3 protein-coding genes are annotated in these 24,271 nt (G+C 55.9%); all 3 read left to right on the forward strand.

Going from position 1 to position 24,271, the window contains the following annotated elements:
- Nucleotides 1-31 precede the first annotated feature (31 nt).
- Nucleotides 32-937, forward strand: coding sequence for a radical SAM protein (locus GGR91_RS04745; protein WP_281370181.1), 906 nt, complete (start codon nucleotides 32-34; stop codon nucleotides 935-937).
- Entirely contained in the window at nucleotides 915-1,709 is a 795-nt protein-coding gene (locus tag GGR91_RS04750) for a SapC family protein (RefSeq protein ID WP_183940551.1), read from the forward strand. The genes GGR91_RS04745 and GGR91_RS04750 overlap by 23 nt, the downstream gene beginning before the upstream one ends.
- 207 nt (nucleotides 1,710-1,916) lie before the next feature.
- Nucleotides 1,917-24,271 (forward strand): beta strand repeat-containing protein (locus GGR91_RS04755; protein WP_183940553.1); only part of this gene is annotated, 22,355 nt, incomplete at its 3' end.

Genomic DNA, 24,271 nt, shown 5'->3' on the forward strand with positions numbered 1-24,271 from the left:
GGCGGACAGCCGGAACTACATATCGTGTACAATGGAGTTTCGCTGCAATTTTGCCTGCACCCATTGCATGATCGAAGACACAATGGATTGGCTCGAGCCCCAATCTGAAGCAGCCTTTGCGGAATTGTTGGAGCGCAACGCGTCAGAACGAAAGTGGGATGGTATCATCCTGACTGGGTCGGAAATTACGCTCAACCGAAACCTGCCTGACATGGCAAGGCGCGCACGAGACGCGGGCTTCGCGCATGTGCGTATCCAGACTCACGGTATGCATTTGGCAAATCCCGCCTTTGCTCAGCGTTTGATCGACGCCGGCGTGGATGAATTTTTTATCAGCGTAACGGCAGGGGACCATGAAACCCACGACGCCATTACCGGTCGGCCTGGTTCGTTTGAGAAAATTCTTGCGGGCATGGCGATCATAGATGCGTATGACGTTGTGATCATCACAAATACTGTGCTTACCGCCAACAGTTTTCGCAGTGCGCCGGCGCTCGTCGATCGATTGGCGGGGCTAAAGCGCCTGCGGCAAATGGAATTCTGGAATTATTGGCCGATGGCCGAAACCGATCGGAAGAGCCTGCTGATCCGTTTCCCCGATCTTATACCTGTGTTGAAGAACGCAATCGAACGCGCCCACGCCTATGGCCGTCGGGTAGAAGTCAAAAACGTCCCGGAATGCCTGCTGGGCGCTTATCAAGAGTGCTTAGTGAACGATCAGCCCGAGTTGATGATCGATCCGCGGTTTTGGGGTGAGTTTGGCCGCAACGGATTTGACCAATGCGTGCATCGAAACCAATGCGCTTCCAAGCAATGCTTGGGAGTGGGAACAGCTTATGCACAACGGTTCGGTTGGGAAGCTGACATCCTTGCGCCCCTTACCGAACACAACCATTTCAACAGTCGAGAAAACAATGAAAAAACTTCTTATTTATAATGACGTTAAGCCGGTCGTCCGCCGGCAACATGCCAATCTTTCGTTGAAAAAGGGAACGACGTTTGAGTTCGCGCGCGAGACAAACGCGGTGCCGCTGGTGATAGCCGAATTTGGCCGGGCGAGCCAGGATTTCGCAATCGTTTTTACCGCGACCGATGAAGGCGTGATACCAACGGCGGTTCTTGGTGTGCGTAACAACGAAAACGCATTCGTTGCAGAGGATGGCGCTTGGCAGGCTTCTTATGTACCGGCCTTTATCCGTCGCTATCCCTTTGTATTTGCGTCGGATGGTAACTCCACAACGTTCACGTTGATGATCGACGAGAAATATTCGGGATTTAATGAGGAAAACCGGGGCGAGCGGCTTTTTGACTCAGACGGCGAAAATACTGGGTTTCTTGATCAAACTCTGGCGTTTCTTAAGGACTATCAAACGCACTTTGAGCGCACCCGCGCCTTTGGTGAGAAATTGGCCGAACTCGATCTGCTGGAAGCTGTCGAAGCGCGCCTGCCCATGCCGGATGATCCCGAGCGTCGCCTAACAGGCTTTAAGGTTGTAAACCGCGATAAGCTAAAAACGTTGTCTGATGACGTGTTGGCGCAACTTGTGCGCGACGATTTCCTGGAACTGATCTTCCTACACCTGTTCTCGCTCAACAATTTGACGAAATTGCACGGCAGACTTCTTGATGATGTCGGTGAAGAGATTGCTCCACCGTTGGAGAAGGCACCGCCGAGTCCGAAAGCGAGAGGAAAGAAGGCTTCGGCCTGATCGCCACATGATTACAGAGGCGGAAAATATATGAAGCGGGCGTTGCGGAATTTTTGGTCCCCACAGCCGACCGAGGGAGGGGAGACTTTCTCGCCCTTGTCGGTGCGCGATGTGCTTGCACGGTTCGCACGCCGAGCTCCGCCTGCTGTAGTTCCAGCTCTTCGTCCTGACCGTTTCCGCCTTGAGAGCCTTGAAGCGCGATTACTAATGTCGGCATCGCCTCTGGTTATACCGGAGGCGGCCAATGGCGGTGCCACGTCGTCCCAAATTCGGCTTATCAAAAACGATCCTGTCGATGGGAAGGACTATATTCAGGTCGTCAATCTCGGCAATAACGCCGTAATTGGTCAGTTTGATGCCTCGGTAACGAGCGTTATCGATGTCACGGGTACGTCTGGCAATGACACGCTGACGATTGATGGTTCGTTGGCCGCCTACAGCAAAAGCCTCACGGTCAACTTCGATGGTGGATCCGGAACCGATACCCTTAACGGAGCCTCTGCGGATACAAGCTGGGCACTCAGTGGGAACAAATCAGGCTCGGCGACAATCCGGCATGGCGGCGATACGGGTACCGAATATGCCCTCACCATTCAGTTCACGAACATCTCCGCGATTTCAGGGTCCACCGGCAGCGATCGTCTTACCGGGCCAGCTGGAAAGCAGACTTGGACGATCAAGGATGCAGGAGCCGTTGACCTAGCTGGCATATCCACAAGTGGCATCGATGTATTGATCGGCGGCCCGACCGACGCGCTGGATTTCTCGGCACTGAAAATCGGCGTTACGGTTGATTTGAGCGCCAATTCGGCGACCGGGTTTGACTACATCTCCGGCTTTGCCGATATCACCGGCACTGAGCAGGCCGATAACCTTTACGGCAACTCTTCGGCCAACAAAATTGATGCCTTGGGCGGTGACGATGTCATTGGCGGACGTGGCAGCACAAGCGCCAAGGATAATTTGATAGGTGGCGCGGGCGTTAATACGCTGGTCGAAGACGGCGATTTTGATCTAGCGCTCACCAATAGCAGTGCAACATTCACTGACGCGGTGACCCGGGTCACATCGATTTCCGATATTTCGGGCTTTAGCTCTGCAGTGATTTACGGCGGGCAATCGGCCAACATCATAGACGCCCGGGGTTTCACATTAGGGGGTGTGACCCTTTACGGGGGTGGTGGGAACGATACGCTTTACGGAACGGCCCAATCTGACCGACTTAGCGGTGGTTCTGGCACCGATATTATCAGTGGCGGTTCGGGCGGTACGGACGTGCTGTTTGAAACGCGCGCGGCCAACATCGTGTTGACCAACACTAGCCTAGCAGTCGGTAGTGGCGAGGTTGATACAATTTCCGGCATTGGTAGTGCCGAACTTGCCGTTGCCGGAAACGTACATTTGCTGAGTTTTGCTGGGGTCACCGGTGGGACATATCGGTTATCAGTTGATGGCATAGAGACAGATGCCTTGGCGTATGATGCGACGGCGGCGCAGATCCAAGCGTCGCTCGCATCGCTTCCGACCGTTGGCCGAGATAATGTGCGCGTTACCGGCACACAGGGTGCCTGGTCCATCTTGCTAGAAGGTAGAGCAGCAAATGGCCTAGCATCCCCGATCTCGATTGTGTCCAGCCTCACCGGCGGCACTGCTTCCGTGGAAATGGGTGCGCCCAGCGGTTATGCGATCGACGCGAGTGCGTTTACCTTAGGCGGCGTTACGCTTGTTGGCGGCGAGGGGGCGGATACTTTAATAGGCGGCTCCGGCAACGACCTGCTGCGCGGTAATGGCGGAGCAGACACCATCAAAGGCGGTGCCGGAACTGATACACTAAGTGAATTCGGGTTCCGCCGGATTGTCGTCAGTGCTCAGAACGAGGTGCAGCGCCTGGAACTGCAGAATGCGACTAGCGGGACGTTCAAGCTTTCATATGCGGGGCAAACCACTGGCGATATCGCCTTTGATGCGAGCGCAGCGATCATCCAAGCAGCGCTGCAAGGCCTTTCCACCATTGGCGCCGGTAATGTTCTCGTTTCTGTTGCTGCTCCTTCGGGGAATGAGACCGCCTTTGCCTTGACTTTTACCGGTGCCTTGGCGGCCAACAACGTGGCTGCCATCGCGGTCACTAATTCGCTCAACGTCGATGCGACAGTTTCGGTTTCTACACAGGTTCAGGGCGGAGGCAGCGTCGAACTCGGACAGGGTCTGAACACCATACAGACATTGTCGACGGTCGGAGCCACCAGCGGCACCTTCACAATTTCGCTGATTGGCGAAACTTCGACGCCGTTAAATTACAACGCCACCTCGGTACAGATTGAAGCCGCTCTTGCCCGGCTTTCCAGCATCGGCATGAACAATGTGCAGGTCACGGCAGGGCAAGCGTCTGGGACGTTTGTTATTAAATTCATCGGGCGCCTTTCGGGGTCGAGCGTCGATCTGCTTACGATTAGCAGTTCCGTCAACGGCACTGCCCCGTCAATTCAACTGACGCAGGTCGGCACTCCCACTTTTTATAGTCTCGACGGCATTGAAACGGTCGACCTGACCGGGTCGCGCGGGGGCGATTTGCTAGACGTCTCGCGTTTTGCGGGCACTGCGACAATTAGGGGGTCCGACGGCGACGACGTCTTAATTGCCGGCGGCGGAAATTCGCAGTTAGTTGGGGGTACCGGCGACGATCGCCTGATCCTTGGCGCGGGGACTGCAGTTGTTGACGGCGGCTATGGGGTGGACACGCTCGTTGCTTCGGGCACCGCCATTACCCTTACGAATACCACTCTCACCGTCAGCGGCACGGCGTCGACACTTGCGGGTATCGATCGGGCCGAACTGATCGGTACCAGCGGCAACGATAGCATTAATGCGTCCGCTTTTAATGGCCGCAGCAAAAGCACCGCCCTATACTCTATTATCGGCGGCGAAGCTGTGTTGGCGAAGACCGAAGCCAACCCATCGGGTGCTGACATTGTCATCAGGCTGAAAGATGGCAGTGTGATCAACGTGGATTTGTCCGGTGCGCGCATAATCGGAGAAGTCGAGACGTTGCTCGCCTCAGCGGTTGGAACCAAGGCTCGGATACAGTTCTCGGAAGAAATCGGTGCCTTTACGACGACCGACCTTACGACTGGTGCAGGCACGACGTCTATTTCAGACTATGTCGTGGCAGGTACAGGAGAAACATCTGGCATCGCCGCTGCGCTCGGCCTGACAGCTTCCGTTTCCACACCCGTGTTGGGGCTCGGTGTTGTCATCAACGCTGGGGGTGGCGCTGACACCATCGTCGGCTCGTCTAGTGACGATATTATTACCGTACGAGCGGCTGGTACCGTGTCAGGTGGCGGTGGGGCTGACCACGTTATTGTCACGGATATTGTCGCAGCGTCTGCGACGCTTTCGGGTACTGCGGCCGCCAGCACGGTAACTGCAGGTACTTCCAGCCTTGGCCTAACCGCAATTCAGCACGTAGAACTAGTAGGTGCAGCGGGCGCCCAAACACTAGATGCATCATCATTTTCGGGAACGGCGACTCTCGCAGGCAGTGGCGGCGCTGACATCCTGAAAGGTGGTACTGGCGCGAATGTTTATCGAATAGATGTTTCAGGGCTCGCGGCCTCCGAACAAGTGACTGTCACAGCGCAGGCGACCGCCGTACGCAACGATGCGTTGATGGTTAATTTTAACCAAAATGTTACCAATAGCCTGATGCAAAAGGTGGTCTGGGACGGCGCCGCCGGCGGATACCGCTTGAGCGACGGGAGAGGGCTAAACGTTACAGAAAACCTCCACAGCTATGGAAAAGACCTGTCGCTGGAATCGGCTGAAGGTACTGTCACCATCAGCACCGGGGCGGTGATTACGACCGCTTTGAATGGTAAGGTTGGCGATCTGTCGATCACCGCGCGCAACGTTAATATTACCGGCGGTGCAAAGTTGGACACCAGCCTGGCCGCCGGGATCGGAGTGGCGACTGATGCACAGCTAGCCACCGCCGGCAACATCACCATAAAGGCAAGAGCAGGCAATCCGCCGTCGTATCAAGGCTTCTGGAACGCAAAATATCTCGACGCGAAAGTTTCCATCGGCGATGCTGCTATAAGCGGCAAGACGATCTTTATTCAGAGTGATACGACGCCTGGGACCTACGTTTCATCTGAGGCGACATCTTCCTTGTTCGGCGATTTGCTTGGCGGGCCAGTCGCTAGTTACACCAACGGAATGATGGCGTTGATGGAGAAAGTCTCAATCTTCTCCGCCATCGACAAGGTAACTTCAGTTTCTACCGTTGAAATCTTGGCGGGGGCCAAGATCCGTGGCGTAGATTTGACGGCAATTGCGACCACACAAACCAGCGCAGGCAGCAAGCCGTTCGCATTGGTGATTGGTGGTACCACTGCTGTTATCGATTCCAAAGCCGAGCTTACGGTTGCTGGCGATATACGGGTCACGCGTGACGCGGTCTTGCAAGCCCGCGGCGAAAACACAGCCAATGTCGTTGCTGGAAGCATACCATTCAAAGGCATAGCAATTTCGGCAGCTGTTTCGCTTGTCACATCCAATGTTACTGCGTCAGTCACGTCGTTAGCGAAGATAGACGTGGGCAGAGATTTCACGCTTTCGGCGGATACTTTAAATCGTACGTTCACAATGTCGCGGGCCTATGTCACCAATATAGGGACGTTGGCGCTTTCCGCTGCCGTACAACTTGAAGAGAATATAACGCGCGCGACCCTTGATGGTAATGTAACTGTTGGTCGCGATCTTTCAGTACAATCCTCATTCGAGCGCAGCGGCGTGCCTACCAGCCGTTTCGGTATTGATCCCGGCGAAAGCGAGGGAATTAGTTCGGAAGCCATTATCGGCAGGTCTACTGGCGATGTTCTTGATGATACATCTAAACTGATCAACACTAAATTGCTGGAGGCGACCGGAGCGAAGGGTGTCATTGATGCCGTCGTCGACAAGATCAAGATCTTCCTCGGGTTCGATCCAAAAGCTGCTCCTACAGCCCCGAGTTTTGCAGGCGCGGGCAGCGTGGCCTTCTCAAGTAAAGTCGACACGACGATTGCTGAGCTTGGCAATGGTACGGCAGCGAACGAAGCCGTGCGGTCCGTAATTGTTGTTCAAGGCAATGTTTCCGTTACCGCCACAACGGAGGACCAGCCCAATGTAACATCCGGCTCGAGCATTTCGCCCGTGCCGCTTTCGGAAGATCTGGCGGGGGACTTTTACAAGAAGAATGATCCCGCGTCCGCTTCCGCTGCTACGGCAAACAAGCAAACGGCTGGGTCGCTTGCCTTTGCCTACGCTGCCGATACCCTGACGGCAAAAGCATATATCAATTCTGACGTTACAGTTGATGCAGCAAAGACTATTGATGTCAACGCGCACGCAAACAATGCGGTCAACATCAAATCCATGTTTGGCGCGGAAGCCTATGCCAAATTTGCAGGGCTCAGCGTCACCAACGCGGATTTTCTGAGCACCCAGACCGGCGCCAAGGTAGACCAGGGAAAAATTGTCCAGGTCGGTGGACTTTATTACGCTTATACAGGCACAGCAGCTCAGACTACCCTTGGTTCTGGCACCAACTACACCGATAAGACGAATTGGACGCTTGTCACACAGATGATGCGACCTGACTTTTTCTCCAGCCAAATCGGGAAAGAAGTTGTAAAGGATCAAACGGTGCAAGTAGCCGCCGGTCACAAGGGCGGTGGCGATGTTGGCCTGTTTTACCGGTACATTGGCGCCGCGCCCAAATACACCCTCACGGCCGATACCGACTATTCCAACACAACATTGTTCAAGGCTGTTGAAGGCGTTTACAAAGAGGCGCTCTCTGGTCTGTTCGATGTCCTTGGAAATTATTTAAATAGCGATGGTGGTCTTAGAACGCTTTTCAGCGATTGGTCACAGGCTACTGCGAGCGGCGCTTCCAAAGTCGGCGTCGCACTTTCGGGATCGTTCTTCCAAGTTGAAACTAACGCAGAAGCGGTGATCCGCAATGGTGCGCGGGTTAATAAGACTGTGGGATTTGCACCTACGGATTCCGATGTCCGTGTGAATGCGCTCAATACCAATCAAATTGTCAACTTCCTTGGCACAATCGAGACGCCAGGTGTGGGGAGCGATTCCAGCAAATTCAGCCTCAGCCTTGAACCAGGCATCCTCGGCAAAAATGCGTGGAACAAGGATAACGCCGCAGCAAACGGCGTTGGCGCAGTGTTCGGCTATTACAAACTTAAGAGCGATGCGCTCGCTGAAATCGAGAGTGGCGCATCAGTCTACGCCGACAGTTTGAACGTTACGAGCCACAATGATGTCTTCGACCTGACATTCGGCGCGGCCGGTGGTCCAGCCGGAAACATCGGTTTCAATGGCGCAGGTGTCTATCATGTAGTCGACAATAGCTCTATTGCTCGGATTGGCGCCGATGCAGACATCACCGTGGGCTCGGGCCATGTGACAGACACCGATATCACGTCGCCATCGCTTAATATTAAGGCGACCGACAAGGTTTTTTCAATCGCCTTTGCAGGTGCAGTGACCACTGCTGGAAACACGGGCGTTGGCGCGTCCTTCACGTTTAACGATATTAAGCGGAACACGCGTGCCGGAATCGGCAACGGAACTGTGCTGGGTACATCGAACGCGCCTCTCGCCGTTGGTGGTGACATCAGTATCGCTGCCGTAAATAGCGGCTTTGTTGGCGGGTTCGCTGTCTCCGGTTCCAGTGTATCGTCGAAGCCTGATGCCGCCGAACCAGCTTCGACAACCGCAGGTTCGCCGAGCGGAACGGGGCTGACAAACAAGGATGGCACCTCGGTTTCCGATGTGGGTAATTTGTCCAATGGGACCACCACAGTGGCAACAAAGCTGGACGAGGGAAATACTACCTCGGCTGGTTCCACACAGACACCATCGGCTGGCGCTGCGCCTAAGACAGGCGGATCAGGTATCGGCATTTCTGGCGCCGTCACCGTCAATATGATGCGTGACAATGCAGAGGCGACGGTTTGGGCTGCTCGTGCGTTAACCGCCTCCGCTTTGAACATTACCGCATCAAACAACACGTCAGCGGCGTCGGTCGCCGGCTCTGTTGCCTATGCTAATGCAGGCGCTGGCAAGACATCAGTAGGAATTGCCGGTGCCGCGGCGGTCAACCTTTCTGAAGGCACCACCGCGGCGTTTGTCGCCGCGATGGCGTCGATTCAGGTCAGTAAACTGGGCGTCCTGGCTGATCGCTCAGGTGTGATCGTCACGCTGGCAGCGGGCGGAGCGGGCGCGCCCGGACGCAATGGTTATGCGGTTGCAGGCTCTGTTGCCGTCGCACAGATGCGCAACACCGTTACCGCCGAGGTGCGCGATGTTGTGAATCTTACCACAACCGGCACGATCTCGATCGAAGCACAAAATAGGCTTACTAATGTGCTGGTGGCCGGTGCTGCAGCTGTTGGCGGCAAAGTTGGCATTGGTCTGGGCGTAGCTGTTGGGCTGATCGACGATAGCGTAACGGCTCGGTTAAGCGGTTCTTCGGTCAGCCACGGGGGCGACGTAACGGTCAAAGCAACGAACGATGCCCAAACAGTGTCCGTTGCCGCTGCCGCTGGCATTGCTTCGGGTACCGACAATGCAGTGGGGCTAGCGGGAACATTTTCGGTCAATATCGTTGAGTCCGATACGGCAGCTGAAATTATTAATTCCACGCTGAGCAATAGCAGCACAACAGATGGCGACATCATCGTCAACGCAACCGACAGTCAGGGTATCGTGTCGTTCTCGGGCGCTTTCGCTTTCGGCCGTACCGTCGGCTTCGGCGCAGCTATGTCGCTAAATTTCCTGACAATGACCACCAATGCGACTGTGCGTGGTAGCACCACCGGCGACAGCACCAAAAAGGCGCAGTCGCTTTCGGTAAAAGCGCGAACGGATGGTGCAATCGTCGCGATCGCGGCTAGTGGTGCAGGTGGCGAAAAAGCGGGTCTTGCAGGATCGGTTGCGCTGACCAGGTCAAACGGTACGACCCAAGCCAGCGTGACCGATGGCTCCGTCCTGCGTACACGCGGTGCGATATTGGTCGATGCCTCTGAAGGCTATAGCGCATTCGCATTTGCAGGTACCGGGGCATTATCCAAAACCACAGCGGTCGGAGCAAGCGTCGCGATCAATATACTTACCGATACGGTTCGCGCCCGCGTGTCAGCTTCCACTCTGGATTCGTCTGCAGGCGCTGCTACTGTCCAAGCACAAGCCGACAATGTGCTCAACGGTGTTGCGATTGCAGGTGCCGGAGGAAAACAATTTGCCCTTGGCGCATCCGTTGTCGTTAACACATTCGGTGGGACGCTTGAGGCACTGGTTGAAGCGGCGAATGTCGCTGGATCCTTGCAGGGGTCGTCGGTCACAGGTCGGACGGGTGCCAGCGTTAAGGCCATTGATGACACGACTATAAACGGTGTCGCGGGCGGACTTGCAGTGTCCAATGAGATTGCTGCCGGGGCTGCTGTAGTGACCAATCTGATGTCCGCCGCAGTGCGGGCGAAGGTGTCAGGATCAGTGCTAGAGTCGAGCGATGGCGCAGCTTTGGTTCAGGCAACTACCAATGATGATCTCGTTGGTGCAGCTTTGGGAGGTGCGCTTGCTAATTCTGTAGCCCTAGCCGGTTCCGTGGTTGTGAACACTTTCAGTGGTTCGGTTGAGGCACAAGCCGTGGGGGTCGCCAATGGGGCCTCCATCTTGGGTGCCACAGTTCGAGGCAAGACCGGCGCAACGGTTAAGGCTAGCGATGATACGACAATCACTGGCGCCGCGGGCGGTCTCGCAGCGAGCGGCAAGGTTGCAGTGGGCGCAGGCGTCGTCACCAACGTGATGTCCGGCTCGGTTCGTGCCATTGCAGCGGGCGCGACGGTTGAATCGAGCGATGGTTCCGTCACAATCGAGGCGACCACCAATGATGATATAATCGGTGTTTCCTTAGGCGGCGCTGGCGCAGGGAATTATGCCGCTGGCGGATCAGTGGTGGTCAACACATTTAGTGGCACGGTGGAAGCGCTTGCGAAGACCGTGGCAAATGGCTCAGCCGTGCAGGGTTCAGAGGTGCGCGGTAAAACCGGCGTCACGATCAAGGCCAATGACGATACGGCGATAACGGGGACCGCTGGCGTAGTGGCTGCTGGCGGCACCGGTGCGTTCGGCGCGGCGGTTGTTACGAATCTCATGTCAGGCACCGTACGGGCGGGGGCAGGCGGATCGACCGTGGTGTCCGGCAGTGGCGCAGTGGTCATTCAGGCGCTCACCAATGATGACATCAACGGGATTGCCGTTGGCGGGGCAGCAGCGGGTAACACTGCAATAGCTGGTTCGGTGGTAGTGAACACCTTTAGCGGAACATTAGAGGCGCTGGCGCTTGCCGAGGGTGGACTGGCTTCATCGATAAGCGGCCAGACAGGCGTCACAATCAGCGCCGCTGACGATTCTGCAATCCTTGGCTTCACAGGTGTCGGCGCCGGCGGCGGAACTGGCGCCGTCGGAGCCGCCAGCTCGACCAACGTCATGTCAGGCAACATCCGCGCCAAATTGGCTGGATCCGCTGCGACTTCGGCGGCGGGCACTGTTTCCATTAAGGCCTCAGCGAATGATGAACTGATCGGCGTGGCTGTAGGTGCTGCTGTGGCCGGAACTGGTGCACTTCAAGGTGCCGTTACTACCAACATTATGAGTGGTGCAATTGAGGCTCTGGTCGCTTCGGGGGCCACGGTCACCGGACAGGCTGGCGTGTCTGTCGAAGCTGCGGATTCTACAGCCAGCATCGTCGTCGCGGGCGCTGGAGCCGGTTCAGGCAATGCCGCGGTTGGCGCAGCCGTTGGTGTCACGAAGCTGGACAAGGCAATTAAGGCCAATATCGATTCAAGTAGCGTCACGTCGGCAGCGGGGGCGATTGTGGTTCGTGCCGGATTTGAACGGCCAACCGATAGCGCCAATCAAATCAATCTTGCGTCACGAGGTGTAACCGATCTGCCGTCTGCGGTGGATACGAATGTTCAGATCGTCAATGTTACAGTTGCGGGATCGGGTGCCGGCACCTCGGCTTTTGGGGCTGCTGTATCGCTAAACTGGCTCCGCAATACAGTCGAGGCCTCAGTCACCGGCGGCAGTTCGGTAATCGCGCATGGGAATGTAGCGGTTGAGGCGAAGAATAAGGCCTCAATGACATCGGTCGCGGTCGGCGTTGCTGTTGGTGGTACCAATGCCGCGGGCGCGGCATTGTCTTATAACTTTATCGGCGGGGATCCCGGTGATCCAACGAGGAACATTGCAGTAGACCGCAATGCTCCGACGACGGGGCAGATCATTGCGAAAATCGATGGCGCCAGTACGGTAGTAACGTCTCAGACGGGATCCGTGACCGTCGGTGCGCATTCCATTGCCAAAATGCTCAACGTTACGGTCGGCGCTGCGGGTTCTGGCACGAACGCTTTGGCCGGGTCGTTTTCGATCAACTTCATGAAGGAGGACGTGGACGCGTCGGTCCGCGGCGGCGCGCGGGTAACGGGTTTTGGTGACGTCATCGTCGAGGCAAGCGATGCGCCAATCCTTTTGGCAGTGGCGGGCGCCGCTGCGGGTGCCGGTACTGTAGCTGCAGGCATTGCGAGTGTTGTCGCCGACGTGCGCTCGAACGTGGTTGCACGCGTCGAAGGCGCGAACACGCGCGTTAGTGCGACGACCGGAAACGTTACGGTCCGTGCGGACCTGTTGAATAACGCTGATCTTCCCGGCAAAACATCCGGGATCGGATCAGCGGTTGCCCCAACGGCAGGCAATGCAAGTGCTAATCCGTTTGACACCCAAATCTGGTCACTTGCGGTTGGCGGCGCCGGTGCGGGCACTGCTGCTGCGGCGGGTTCGCTCTCGCTTAATTGGCTTCGCGTAACGGTCGATGCACATGTCGCCTCGGGTGCAACTGTTACTGCCGCACAAAGGGTCGTCGTTCACGCGCAGGATACATCGCGCATCAGTTCGATCGCTGGCGGCATTGCCGTGGGCGGTACTATGGGTCTGGGCGCTGCGGTTTCGTACAACTATCTTGGCGGAAATCCCGATGATCCGGCATCGAGCGATACCAATGTCACCAAGGCTTATGTATCTGGCGCCACCGTCAACGCCTCTAGCCTGCTGGTCGAAGCGCTTTCCACCGGTGCAATCAGCGCATATGCGGTTTCGATCACTGGATCTGGAACGTTTGCCGGTGCGGGTTCGCTGTCGCTGAACTGGACCCGCAAAACCGTCGATGCCTATGTTTCAGATGGAGCTGCTGTCAATCTTAGCGCGGCCGCGACGATAACAGCGCAAGACGGCTCAACAATTTCAAGCGGCGCTGGGCAAGGTGGCATTGCAGGCAACGTAGCCATTGGTGCGGCAGTGGCCTATAATGAAATCGCCAACTCGGTGCGCGGACGTGTCCTGAGCGGCGCCGACATCATTGTGTCCGGCGCAGCCAACGTAACCATAGAGGCCGCATCACAATCGACAATCACTTCCGTTGCGGCGGGCGTTTCTGGAGGCGGCACCGCTGCGCTAGCTGGTTCTTCCGTGGCGAATTTGGTGGCGAATACGGTAGAGGCAATCGTTAGCGGCACCGGCACAACGGTCTCGACACTCGGTAGCATGCTGGTTGGTGCGCGATCAAATAACAGTTTTCAAATAAACGGTGGAACGATCGCAGTTTCAGGCATGTTGGGTGCCGGTGGCACCGCAATGGTCAATCAGGATAAGAGCAATACGAAGGCATCAATCAACAGTGATGCCGCTGTTACCGCGCTTGGCGGTAGTACGATGACCGTAGCACGCTGGACGAATGATAATGCCGGAACTGAGGCAGTCCAAACAGGCTTTGCCGGCCTTGCAGTCGTCGCAACCAGCAAGGAAACTATCAACACTACCGCAGTGACGGCGGCGGTAAGTGGCGCGGTCGGCGTTGGCTTAAATGCGATTGTTAACACATTGAGTGGCACAACGCTGGCCGAGATTAACGATTCTGCCGTCAACGTGGCCAACCAAGGCAAGGACGTCGCCGTTCGCGCCTACCACAAGGCAAGCATCCTCAGTGCGTCAGGGACGGCGGGCATTGGTATGAGCACCGCTGGTATTGGCGCGGCGGTTGATACCAACATTATCGATCACAATACCACCGCACGCATCGTTGATGGTGACAGTGCAACGGATGTCGATGCAATTTTCGGGGGTAACGTAGAAGTGACAGCACTCTCTCGTGAGAGCGTCACTGACTATGTGGTGGGCGTCGCCGCTGGGCTCTGGGCCGGTATTGGTGGGGGTAGTTCGGTTTATCGCAGCACATCTGATACCAAAGCGCTGGTTGAGAGCGCCCGTGTGACATCAAAGGGCGCAGTAACCGTGGGCGCCGATGCTCGCGGGACAGCGGAATCGACGGTTATGGTGGTAGCTGGCGGCGCCGTAGGAGCCGGAGGCAGCGTTGGCATCGCGCTTATTGAGCGCGAGGTGACTAGCGCAGTGCGTGGTTCCCAGGTCGTCGCTGACGGAACCGTCGCAATTACCGCCAATGAAAGGCAAACGCTGGATGCTATAGTCGGTTCGGCGGCTGGCGGAGCGGGCGCATTGGCCGGTGCGGTTACAGTTGCTTCGACTGGCTCAACGATCACAGCTGAAATAGCGGCCAGCGGTGGAACTAATTCGACGGTAACAGCAGGTGATGACGTTACTGTGCAGGCGGACAGCACGATTGAGCTTAACCGCAATAAGGCTGCTGCAGCAACCGGCGCCGTTGCGATTGGTGGGAGCGGTTTTGGCGCCTCTGTTGAGGTTCTGATAGTCAAGCCTGCGACCGTGGCTCGTATTGCAAATGGCGAGACCGTGACTGCCGCTGATACCGTGACAGTCGATGCGAATGCTTCGCGCAATATCGATTCCACCGTCGTGGCGTTTGCGGGCGGCCTCGGATCATCGCTTGGCGGCGCGGTGTCTGTAATCAACGTTGGATCAGGCATGGGCGAGAAAGGCAGCGATCTTACCGCGAACCTGAACTCGGGCGTAACGAGTGAGGGCGGAAAGTCCGAAGGCCTTACTGACCGGGCCGATGCTGGTGTCACCGGTATGAACAACGATGCAGTCGGTCAACGCGCGAGCCAGGCTGGTGGTGGCGTTACGTTCAGCTTGGCAAAAGATGACGTCGCGCGTGATACCTCGGCTTATATTGGGGCCAACGCTGTTGTTACAGCTGGACGCGGCGTTTCGACGGGCGACATCCTTGTTAAAGCTGACGAAACGATTGACATCGATAGCAAGACTGGTGCGGTTGCTTTGAGCTGGAGTGGCGCCGCTGCTGGCGGTGCTGTCACTATCGTTAACGTTAATAGCGCGCTTACATCATATGTCGGTGAAGGCTCCACTCTGGAAACTAGCGACGCGATAGAAGTTGGCGCTACATTGTCATCTACAGGTGATTTTGCAGCCTATGGTGGCGCCGCCGGAGCAGTCGGTTTGGGTGCGCAGGTAGTTGTAATTACAGATAGCTCGGCCCAGTCCGCTTACCTTGCCGATGGTGCCTCCGTGACCAACGGTGTAAAAGTGGAAAAAGCTAGTAGCGTCGGTGTAAAAGCGCAGGCGACGCGGGACTATGAATTACAGGCCAAGGGCGCTTCGGCCGGACTTCTGGCGGCCGGTGCTGCCATTGCAACCTTGGATGTGACGGGCAACACTCAAGCCTATATTGGTTCTTATGCCACTATCGGTAGGGCAGGTGTTAACGGACCCACCGTTGGAACCGTGACTGTGCTCGCAACCAGCAACATTTCCGCGTCCACCGATGTACTTGCGGTTGCGGCGGGTATTGGCGCCGGCCAAGGGAATGAGTCCCGGATCACAGTAAGCGGCAGCGTAAAGGCCTGGATTGGCAATAACGCCGTTGTTACGGCTAGCGGTGCGGTCAATGTGACGGCGTCGATGACGCCAAAACTTAGTACGCAAGGCCTTGGGGTGAGCGCTGCCGGGCTGGCAGTTGGCGTTTCATTATCTAAAATTGTCGCGACGCCGACTATCGTAGCTTCGCTGGGCACGCCGACAGATGTTTCATCAGCCAATCCATATGGACTGAACAATTCCCTTGCGACGGGCGCCCCGGTAACGGTGACCGCTGGTAGCGTATCGGTCGATGCTCAATTGATCCGGCCAGCTAATGATGCCTACACCGCGGATTCCAATGCTACGGGTGCCGTCGGCGCGCTAATCGGCGTGAATGCCACAGTATCCGATGTAACGTTGGCCGCGTTGGTTAGCGGTTTCATTGGCGGCGGCAGCACCTTGAATGTTAATGGTGCAGTTTCCGTTGTTGCGCGCAATGATCCCCGCAATCGTGCGCGCGGCACAGCGGTGGTAGGTGCGTTGATTGCAGCTGGCGCTGTCAAATCGACCATAAGCACTACGACCGACACCTATGCTTTCGTAGGCGGCAGCGCGAATATTGTCGCGCAGTCGCTGCGCCTTGATGCGGCAAGCACGCCTGATAGCATGGTTGAAGCGGTTGCGGGCAGTGGCGGCGTTTATGCAGGAGCAGGCGCCGGAGCGAATATCACTGCCGTTGGGCAAACTAAGGCACTGCTGCTTGCTACAGGCGGGTCCAGCAGGATCACATTGCTGGGCGGTGCGGGTTCCTTGTCTTTGCAGGCGACTGCAAACCACACCGTCAATGCTAAGATTAAAACAGCATCAGGCGGTCTGTATTCTGGCAGCGGTGCTGAACAGATCAACAGCGTGACCTCCGACGTGGTCGCGGGGACCGCGGCAGGGACGCAAGGCGCGCATGTCATCATCGACGCCCTCTCTGCAACGGTGCAGGCAGGAAATACCATCACCAAGCCTGATATCGGCACCAACGTCAGCGGTACCACCGTCGGCGCGATTACCGCGGCTGGAGCGAGATCGAAGACGACGTTCGATTTCGAGACGATCGCGACCATCGGTGCTTATACCGATCTTGAATTGGTTGCGCCGCTCTCGCTACGCAACACCTTGTCAGATACGCAGGGCAGCATTGCATCGGCACTTCAGGCATTTGGTTTACGGACACTTCCGACCAGTGCTGACCGTAACACGGACGCTAGCTTGCGCTCCGCACTCAGCGCAATCGAGTCCGCCGTAACAGGTGTTGCCAACAGCAGCACCGTTGCCAACGCTTTGAATACTGCGCTTGCCTCGCTCACGTCGGCCCGCACGCAGTTAGTTGCCGTTCGCCCCACCGAGCAAACGATCATCGCTCGGATTGATGCGGCAATTGCTGCAGTCAAGGCGGCTCAAGTTCGCTTGTCCGCTGGTAATCCAGACGGTGACCCAGGTAATTTGGTGGTTTCCGCACGTAATGCTTTAGACGTTCACGACAAAGTTGCGCTGCTTGCCGGGGGGGCAATTGCGGGCGGTGGAATCACTTCCACAATAGACGACATCCAGAATTTGGCGAAGGTCCAAATTGGCGACGGCGCCAGCGTGGTGAGTGCAGGCGGCATAACGTTGAAGGCAAATGGCGGCGGCACCGCGGTTGCTAAGGTCGATCTCGATACTTACGGCGCGGCCAGCGTTGGTGTAGCTGAATCCACAGCGGACATCGATCCCGTCAACACAATATCGATTGAAGGCAGTGCGATCGTCACATCGCAGGATAATTTCTTCCTGCTGGCTGGTGACAATGAAAATTATGTACGAGACGCTTATACAATCGAGGCCACGACAGATAGCGTTGCGGGCAGCTTAATTCCGCTTAACTTGATAGATGCTCAAGCTCATATCGAGCAGACCAACACGGTAACAGTTGCAGCGCAAGCGCAGTTGAAGACCGGCGGTAACTTTTACGTCTTTGCCGAAAGCGATGGCTTCGCTAATCTGAGGGGGCAGGCCAAGGGCACCAGCTGGCTCACCGCAGCGGCAGGTGCCATCGATTCTATTCTGGGCGGCGGTGGCGCGGAAGTTTACGATGGCGCATCCTCCTCCAAGGCCACTTCCACAGTGCGTATCGACGGTTCTCTGACGACCGGCATCGGACGTGTTAAAGGGCTTGATATCACTGGCTACAACGCGGCAGCAGGTACGGTCACCGTTGCACCAATCGCACTAATTGAAGATGTGCGTCTGGTTAACGGCAAATCGTTTGATAATACCCCGCTGACGCTTTCGAATGTTGTGATCACCGTCGCGCCCGCCGACAACTATACTGGCGTATTTACCAGCGAGACCGCTTACGACATCTACGGACCGAACGGACTTAAAGTAGGGTCCGGCCAGATTGGTCAGGTGTTTAATGTTGCTGGCGTTATGTCGTTCAAAATCGACGGCGTTGCCGCGAAGGATGACAAGTTCACACTCGCGCCGTCTTCTGCGATCAGCCACCGGGTTGAACGTCGGCTGCTTGAATCGAGCCTAGAACTTCAGTGGCGCAGCGCACAGGCGTCGCTTGCTGAATTCCAGAGCACGGGTAACACCACGCTCATAAATTATTATACAGGTGAAATCGCACGCTTGCGCGGCGAAATGCTCGCTCAAGGGATCCTTACGGCCGCGGATCCAGACCATCCTATCCGGCAATATGGCGTTGTAGTTAGTGTAAATCCCGTCACGGCCACGGCCGGTGTCATCGATATTCGCGCGCGGGTTCTTGCAGGCGCCAGCACGGGGCAGTTAAATGCGCCGAGCGACGCACAGGTTGTAATTACCAACAACACACCTGTGTCGCTCGATTTTTCGGCGATCACTATTCCGGCTTCAACAGGCGGTGTAACGCTCAACGGCGCCCAGATTCCACAGAATACTGCCTTTTTGGGCAAGTTTTCGACCAATCCGGTTAATCAGGTCGACAACACAGCCATTGCGACAAAACCCCGTATCGTAATTAGCACTATTATTGATGATCTTGCTTATCCGTCCTACCCTGCACCGAACATTACGTTTAATGGTGCGGTTTATAATCCCACGGGTGAAGTGAACATCACTGGCACAGGAAAAAGTTTCGGTGCTGTTCTAAAAAATGCAACCTTCGTTTCTAACAGCGAAAATCTCCAAACAAGCGGTAGCCTGATCATTTCAGGTTTGACGAGCTATTCTGTTGCGGGCGAGATTTATACGGCATTTAATGCAAGGACCAGTGGCGGTGTATCGGCGCTGAGCGCGGATGCCGGCAAGACAATGGCCCAAACCGTCAAATCGATACTTGATAATAACTACAAGGGTATCTCACTTTACGCTGCGGATATATCGATTAAGGCGCAGTATATTAACATAAACGGCGCCATGCAGAGCGGCCGCGATACGCTGACGTTGACGCTGGGTATCCCTGTCGCGGATGAAATTCGTTCGATAATCTCCAGCGGCGCAGCGGGCTTGCAAAAGCTGACCTCGTTCAACAACACCGACTTTACCGTTTATTTTGACACGTCGATGCGGCGAATAGTGGTAATGCCGGTAGCTACTTCAGGCGGTAAGATTGAGCTACAAGGTACAATCGTGTCGCCAGGTAACGGCAACATCAAGGTCCTTGGCGGCTACAGTACCATTTCGGTTATCAACAACACACCTTATGATATGGTCGTCAACGATGTTGATGCGTCCAAACAGGGTGCTGGCAAACTAGTCATCGCCGATTTGGGGCAAGGCTGGCAGAAGACAAGCAACGTCACAGGCAGCAACGGCAGTCAGACAATCACGGTGGCGACTTGGGCGGGCGCTGTAACCAATCCCGTTCGGATGCGTGTATATAGTTCAGAGGGTGCGTTTAAAGGCTATGCGTGGGTGACCGGCGTTAGCACGGTTTCTAACGGCTATGCCCTAACGGTTAACACTGGAACGACGATAGGTTCGGGGACTAATCCTCCTAAAACTGGCAATGCCTCCACGATTACTGTGGTCAACGGCGATTATGTGGTCGCTGGCATCTACTCGACCGTTTATTCGTACGAAAATGGAAAGGTGAAGACTGAAATCACCAACGGGTTTGGCGAAACATCGACTCCGGTGGTGGACGCAGTGAGCACATATGCACCATCATCGCTGTTTCGTTATGGGTGGTCTGTCGCGCAGGATTATCGTGTTCAGGCTTACAAAACCTTTGGCCAGTCGAACTGGTTAGGCATTGACGCGCTCGCGAAGGACCCGAGCGACGTCAGTTGGGGCGTTACCCAGCCGATCGGCGTAGCTAGAATTTCGGGCAGCGGACCCTATTTCTATGCTTCGCAAGATACCTCGGCTTATACCCATACCCTTAACACCTATAACAGCGCTACTGTCGACACCTACCGGGTCTCGAGCTGGACGGAGAGTAGCTGGTACGGAAAGAAAACTTATTACGAAACTTGGGTTAGGGAACAGAACAAACAGGACGTACACACCCATACGATCCGGGTGAACGAGCCCATCAAAATCGAATTTACCGGCAGCGCTACCCCAGCCGTTTCCCTCTCATCGACAGTTACCGGTAAGGACATATTGTTGAGCGGTTCGGTCAATGCCGGGGTCGGCAGCGCAAATATTGTTTCGGGCGGCGACATCCTCGTGCTTAGCGACCGCGCGGGGGTTGTTGGTAACTCGATTGCTTTAAGTGCAAATGGCAATATCGGTAGTCCACCTGCCAAGCGGCCGGACGAAGTTACCCCGAGCGCGTCTACCATCAGCGCGGCGGCGCTTCAGATCAAGCAGGTTGCCAATACCGCGGGATCTGTGGGTACACTGGATATCACAACCACCGGGGGCGGCATCATCAACGTTGCCAGCAAGGAGTCCGCTTTGCGCGTTGGCCGTATCGTGGCCAACGGTGGGGCGAGCGTTTTCCTGACCGCGAAAGGCGCGATCACCGCAGCTGGAAACGCACAGTCTAATGATATAACAGGCGGTGCACTAACGCTGACGTCGCAGACTGGCAGCATTGGGACGAGCAGTAATAGTATTCGACTGGGACGCAGCAGCCTTGTGTTATCGGCCAATCCCACTGCGGACATGGTAAAAATCAACGCAGACACGGGGATTTTTATCCAGCAAGTGAGCGGCAATCTTAACCTTTACAACGCCACCAGCCGGACGGGTAATATCCGGATTGACGTCGCTTCCGGAGCGTTGATCGACGCGAATACCAATCAGGTAGAAGATACGCGCACCATTGAAGAATTGCGTTCAGGATACTGGACCACTCTGCAAATGACTGGGCAGGCGGCGCAAGAAAAAATCGCATCTTCCATCAAAAGCTTTGAGTCTGCCCGTACGCGCGAATATGAGACATATTGGTCTATCCGCAACAGTTTCGGGGGGACTTACTCTGATACTCAGGTTGTAACGCTAACGACGCAGCAAAGGGCTGATTACAGAGAAGCGCTGCGCTCCGAAAGGCAGGCGGATGGCACGCCGCTCACGGAGCAACAAATAGACGCGCGGCTTGACACGATTGAGCTGCAACAGACAGCGGAATACCAACGCTTACATCAGCTCTATGGTGACGCGCCGCAGTATGTTTCTTCGTACAGATATGTTGCCACTGCTGACCAGCGTGCGGCCATAACGAGTTCGATCCGTGTGTGGACCGAGGATGAACTGCTGAACATGATCGGGACTGGTCTGCTCAAGCCCGTGACTGACACGCAAACCGTTATTGAGGATGCGAATGTCGATACCGCCGGAAATATCTGGCTAAAGGCGTCTGGAGCAAAGGGCACCATCGGTTCTACCGCCCGCGATCCGATGATCATCTCCCTGACGAAAGACCCGGTTACTAACAGGGTCAATTTCAGCCCGGACGAACGCATTGCGTTGGCCGCTGCCGAACGTTCGGACGTTAGTTTTCTTACGAGCAATCTCGTAGAAATGCAGGTCGAGATTAATCGCACAACATCCTCCATCACACGGACCGATGGTGGGACGTGGAGTGGATATCGCCCAGGATCTTGGGTGATGGTCAGCGGCTATTCCGTAAACGAGACTGTCAACGCACAATATTATCAAGTCGGTTCCGTTACCAACAATGGCTGGACTATCATTCTTGCGCCCACAGATATCTGGAATTCGGGCATTTTGCCTGCCCAGCTACAAGCGAACGAAGCGGGCGTAACGCTCAAATTTGCGACGGTAGCGCTCGGCCCTAGCGATAACGGGTATCTGGCGTCCATCGACACAGCCGAACTTTCATTCAATAAAGACGCAAGGACGATATCCCGCGTTGATAACACCAGTTGGAGCGGCTTTGCCGTCGGTGACCGGCTGTGGTTAGGTGCGGAAACGACCAATAAGACAATTGGCTCCGACTATCTCACTATCACCGCAATTAGCGGAGATAATAAGACCGTTACTGTGGCGGCGGCTTCGGAAGAGGACTCGATCGGTGGCTTGAAGAGCACGGAAACGGTTGCGGCGGTTCGGCTGTCGCGTGTTCTAAACGCTAACATTCTCAACATCGCAGTCGACTTCCGCAATGATGTGGACATCAATGCTCAAGGTACTTTTGGTTTTGAATCAGCTGGTACGGCGTTCATCGGGTCGGAACGCGACATCCGATTAGTTAGCTCGACCTCGGGTGGAGAAACACGCCTAAAAACGAGCGGCTCGATCGTTGCGGACACAGCATTAACCGTTTTAACGAGCCGCGGAAACTTAGTACTTGAGGCCGCAGACGGCAAAATTGGCTATGCTGTGGCGCAAGGCAGTTTGCAGCCACTCAAGCTCGATATTGCAAACGGGGGTGCCCGCAACAACACCCTGACGGCGCGTGCGGGCGATGCCATCAATCTCGAGCAGACCACGGGTAACCTTTATCTGGAGGGCGTGTATTCGGCGACCGGAACCGTTGAGCTGACGGCGAATGACGCTACAACTAGCGATCCCGCCAGCAAGAGTGCGTCAATCCTTGACGGGACGGGCACTGACTATACCAAGATCGAAGCCAATGGTATCTCGCTGCGAGCGCCGAACGGTTCGATCGGTACAGCGAGCAACGCTCTGGAAACTAACCTAAGAGCCGGAATGCTCAGCGCCACCGCGCAGCGTGACGTTTACCTGATTGAAGTAGAGGGCGACCTGACATTGGGTGCCATCGATGTAACAAACGGTGATGCCCATGTAAAAGCTGCGGGGTCGATATTGAATGGTACGCCCGGCCTAACAGGCTTCAATATTCGGGCCAATTCGATTTATCTGACCTCGCTGGGCGGTGATATTGGTGCTGTAAGTCCAAATGCCGGGATTGAGAATTATTTGCGCATAGACAGTGCCCGTAACGGTTCGGGTTCCGTTACCATCACGGCTGACGTTGGCAATGTGCGGTTAGTTGAAACTAGTGGAGACCTGAACCTTGCGGCCGTTTCGGCTCAGCTCGGCAACGTGTATTTGGTTTCGTTCGGCAGCATTCTCAACGGAGCGCCGCAGGGAACTCAGGTCCTTCTGTCTGGCCATGTCAGCTTGGTTGCAACGGAAGGGATCGGCACGGAGAGCAAATATATATCTTCGCGTATTCAGTCCGTCGAAGCCAAGTCGCTTAATAGTAAGGTATGGCTAGAAAATTATGGCCGCCTAGTCGTTAGCAACTCAGGAATTACGTCAGACCGGGGCGTTTCACTCGTCGCACACAGCCCGCTCGAAATAACGGCATCCATAGTAGTCACCAGTGGCGACATCACGCTTGTCGCTGAAGACAACACGACAAACACGGGTACGGGCGCTGCTGAAACCACCGGTGATGACAATATCTCCATCGCTTCGAATATCATCCTCCATGCGTTCACAGGATCAATTTTCCTCGATGCCGGCGATAATGTGAGCATTGGCTCGGGAGCCTTGCTTGTTGCCAGCATCGGTCGGATCGTGATCGTCGGCAACAAGGGCGATGCTGACCAGCGCGGCACCACGATCGACATAAAAGGCGAATTGAATGCCGGCGGCGGAGTTCTAATTTCTGCAAGTGACTATGCGGACGTCGTCAACATCGGCGACAGGATTGTGGCGGGTCAAATTTCCGTCAACATGGGTACGGTTGCGTCAGCTGGCCAAAGCGATGCACTGACAGCCACAGGCGGATGGGAAACACGAAGCGGCAGCCTGTCCCTTGGATCGGGTGCGCAGGCGCGTACGCTGACATTCTCGGGAACGGGTGGCATGACCGTCACATCGGGATCTGGCTCGGACAGCCTGACGACGGGCGGTGCTTGGTTGGCGAGCGGCGCGATTGCGGTCAACCTTGGCGATGGCGACAATGCTGCGACCTTTGGCAACACGGTGACAGGTTCTGAGATCGGCGTCACTACAGGGCTGGGTACGGATTATCTGACCGCGATGGCAGCTTGGCGTTCGACCGTTGGCAACGTCACGGTCAATATGGACGACGGGGCCAACACGATTGATCTGCGTGCCTCTGTTACTGCAGCGACGAGCCTGTCGCTGTCGACGGGATCTGGGTTGGACAGCCTGACCGCTGTGGATAGCCTGACCGCTGGTGGTGCGCTTTCGATAAGCCTTGGCGCAGGCGTTAACACAGCGGTGCTGAACGGCGCGCTGAACGGCGGGACGATCAG

The organism is Sphingorhabdus rigui (assembly GCF_014196595.1).
Classification (GTDB): Bacteria; Pseudomonadota; Alphaproteobacteria; order Sphingomonadales; family Sphingomonadaceae; genus Sphingorhabdus_B; species Sphingorhabdus_B rigui.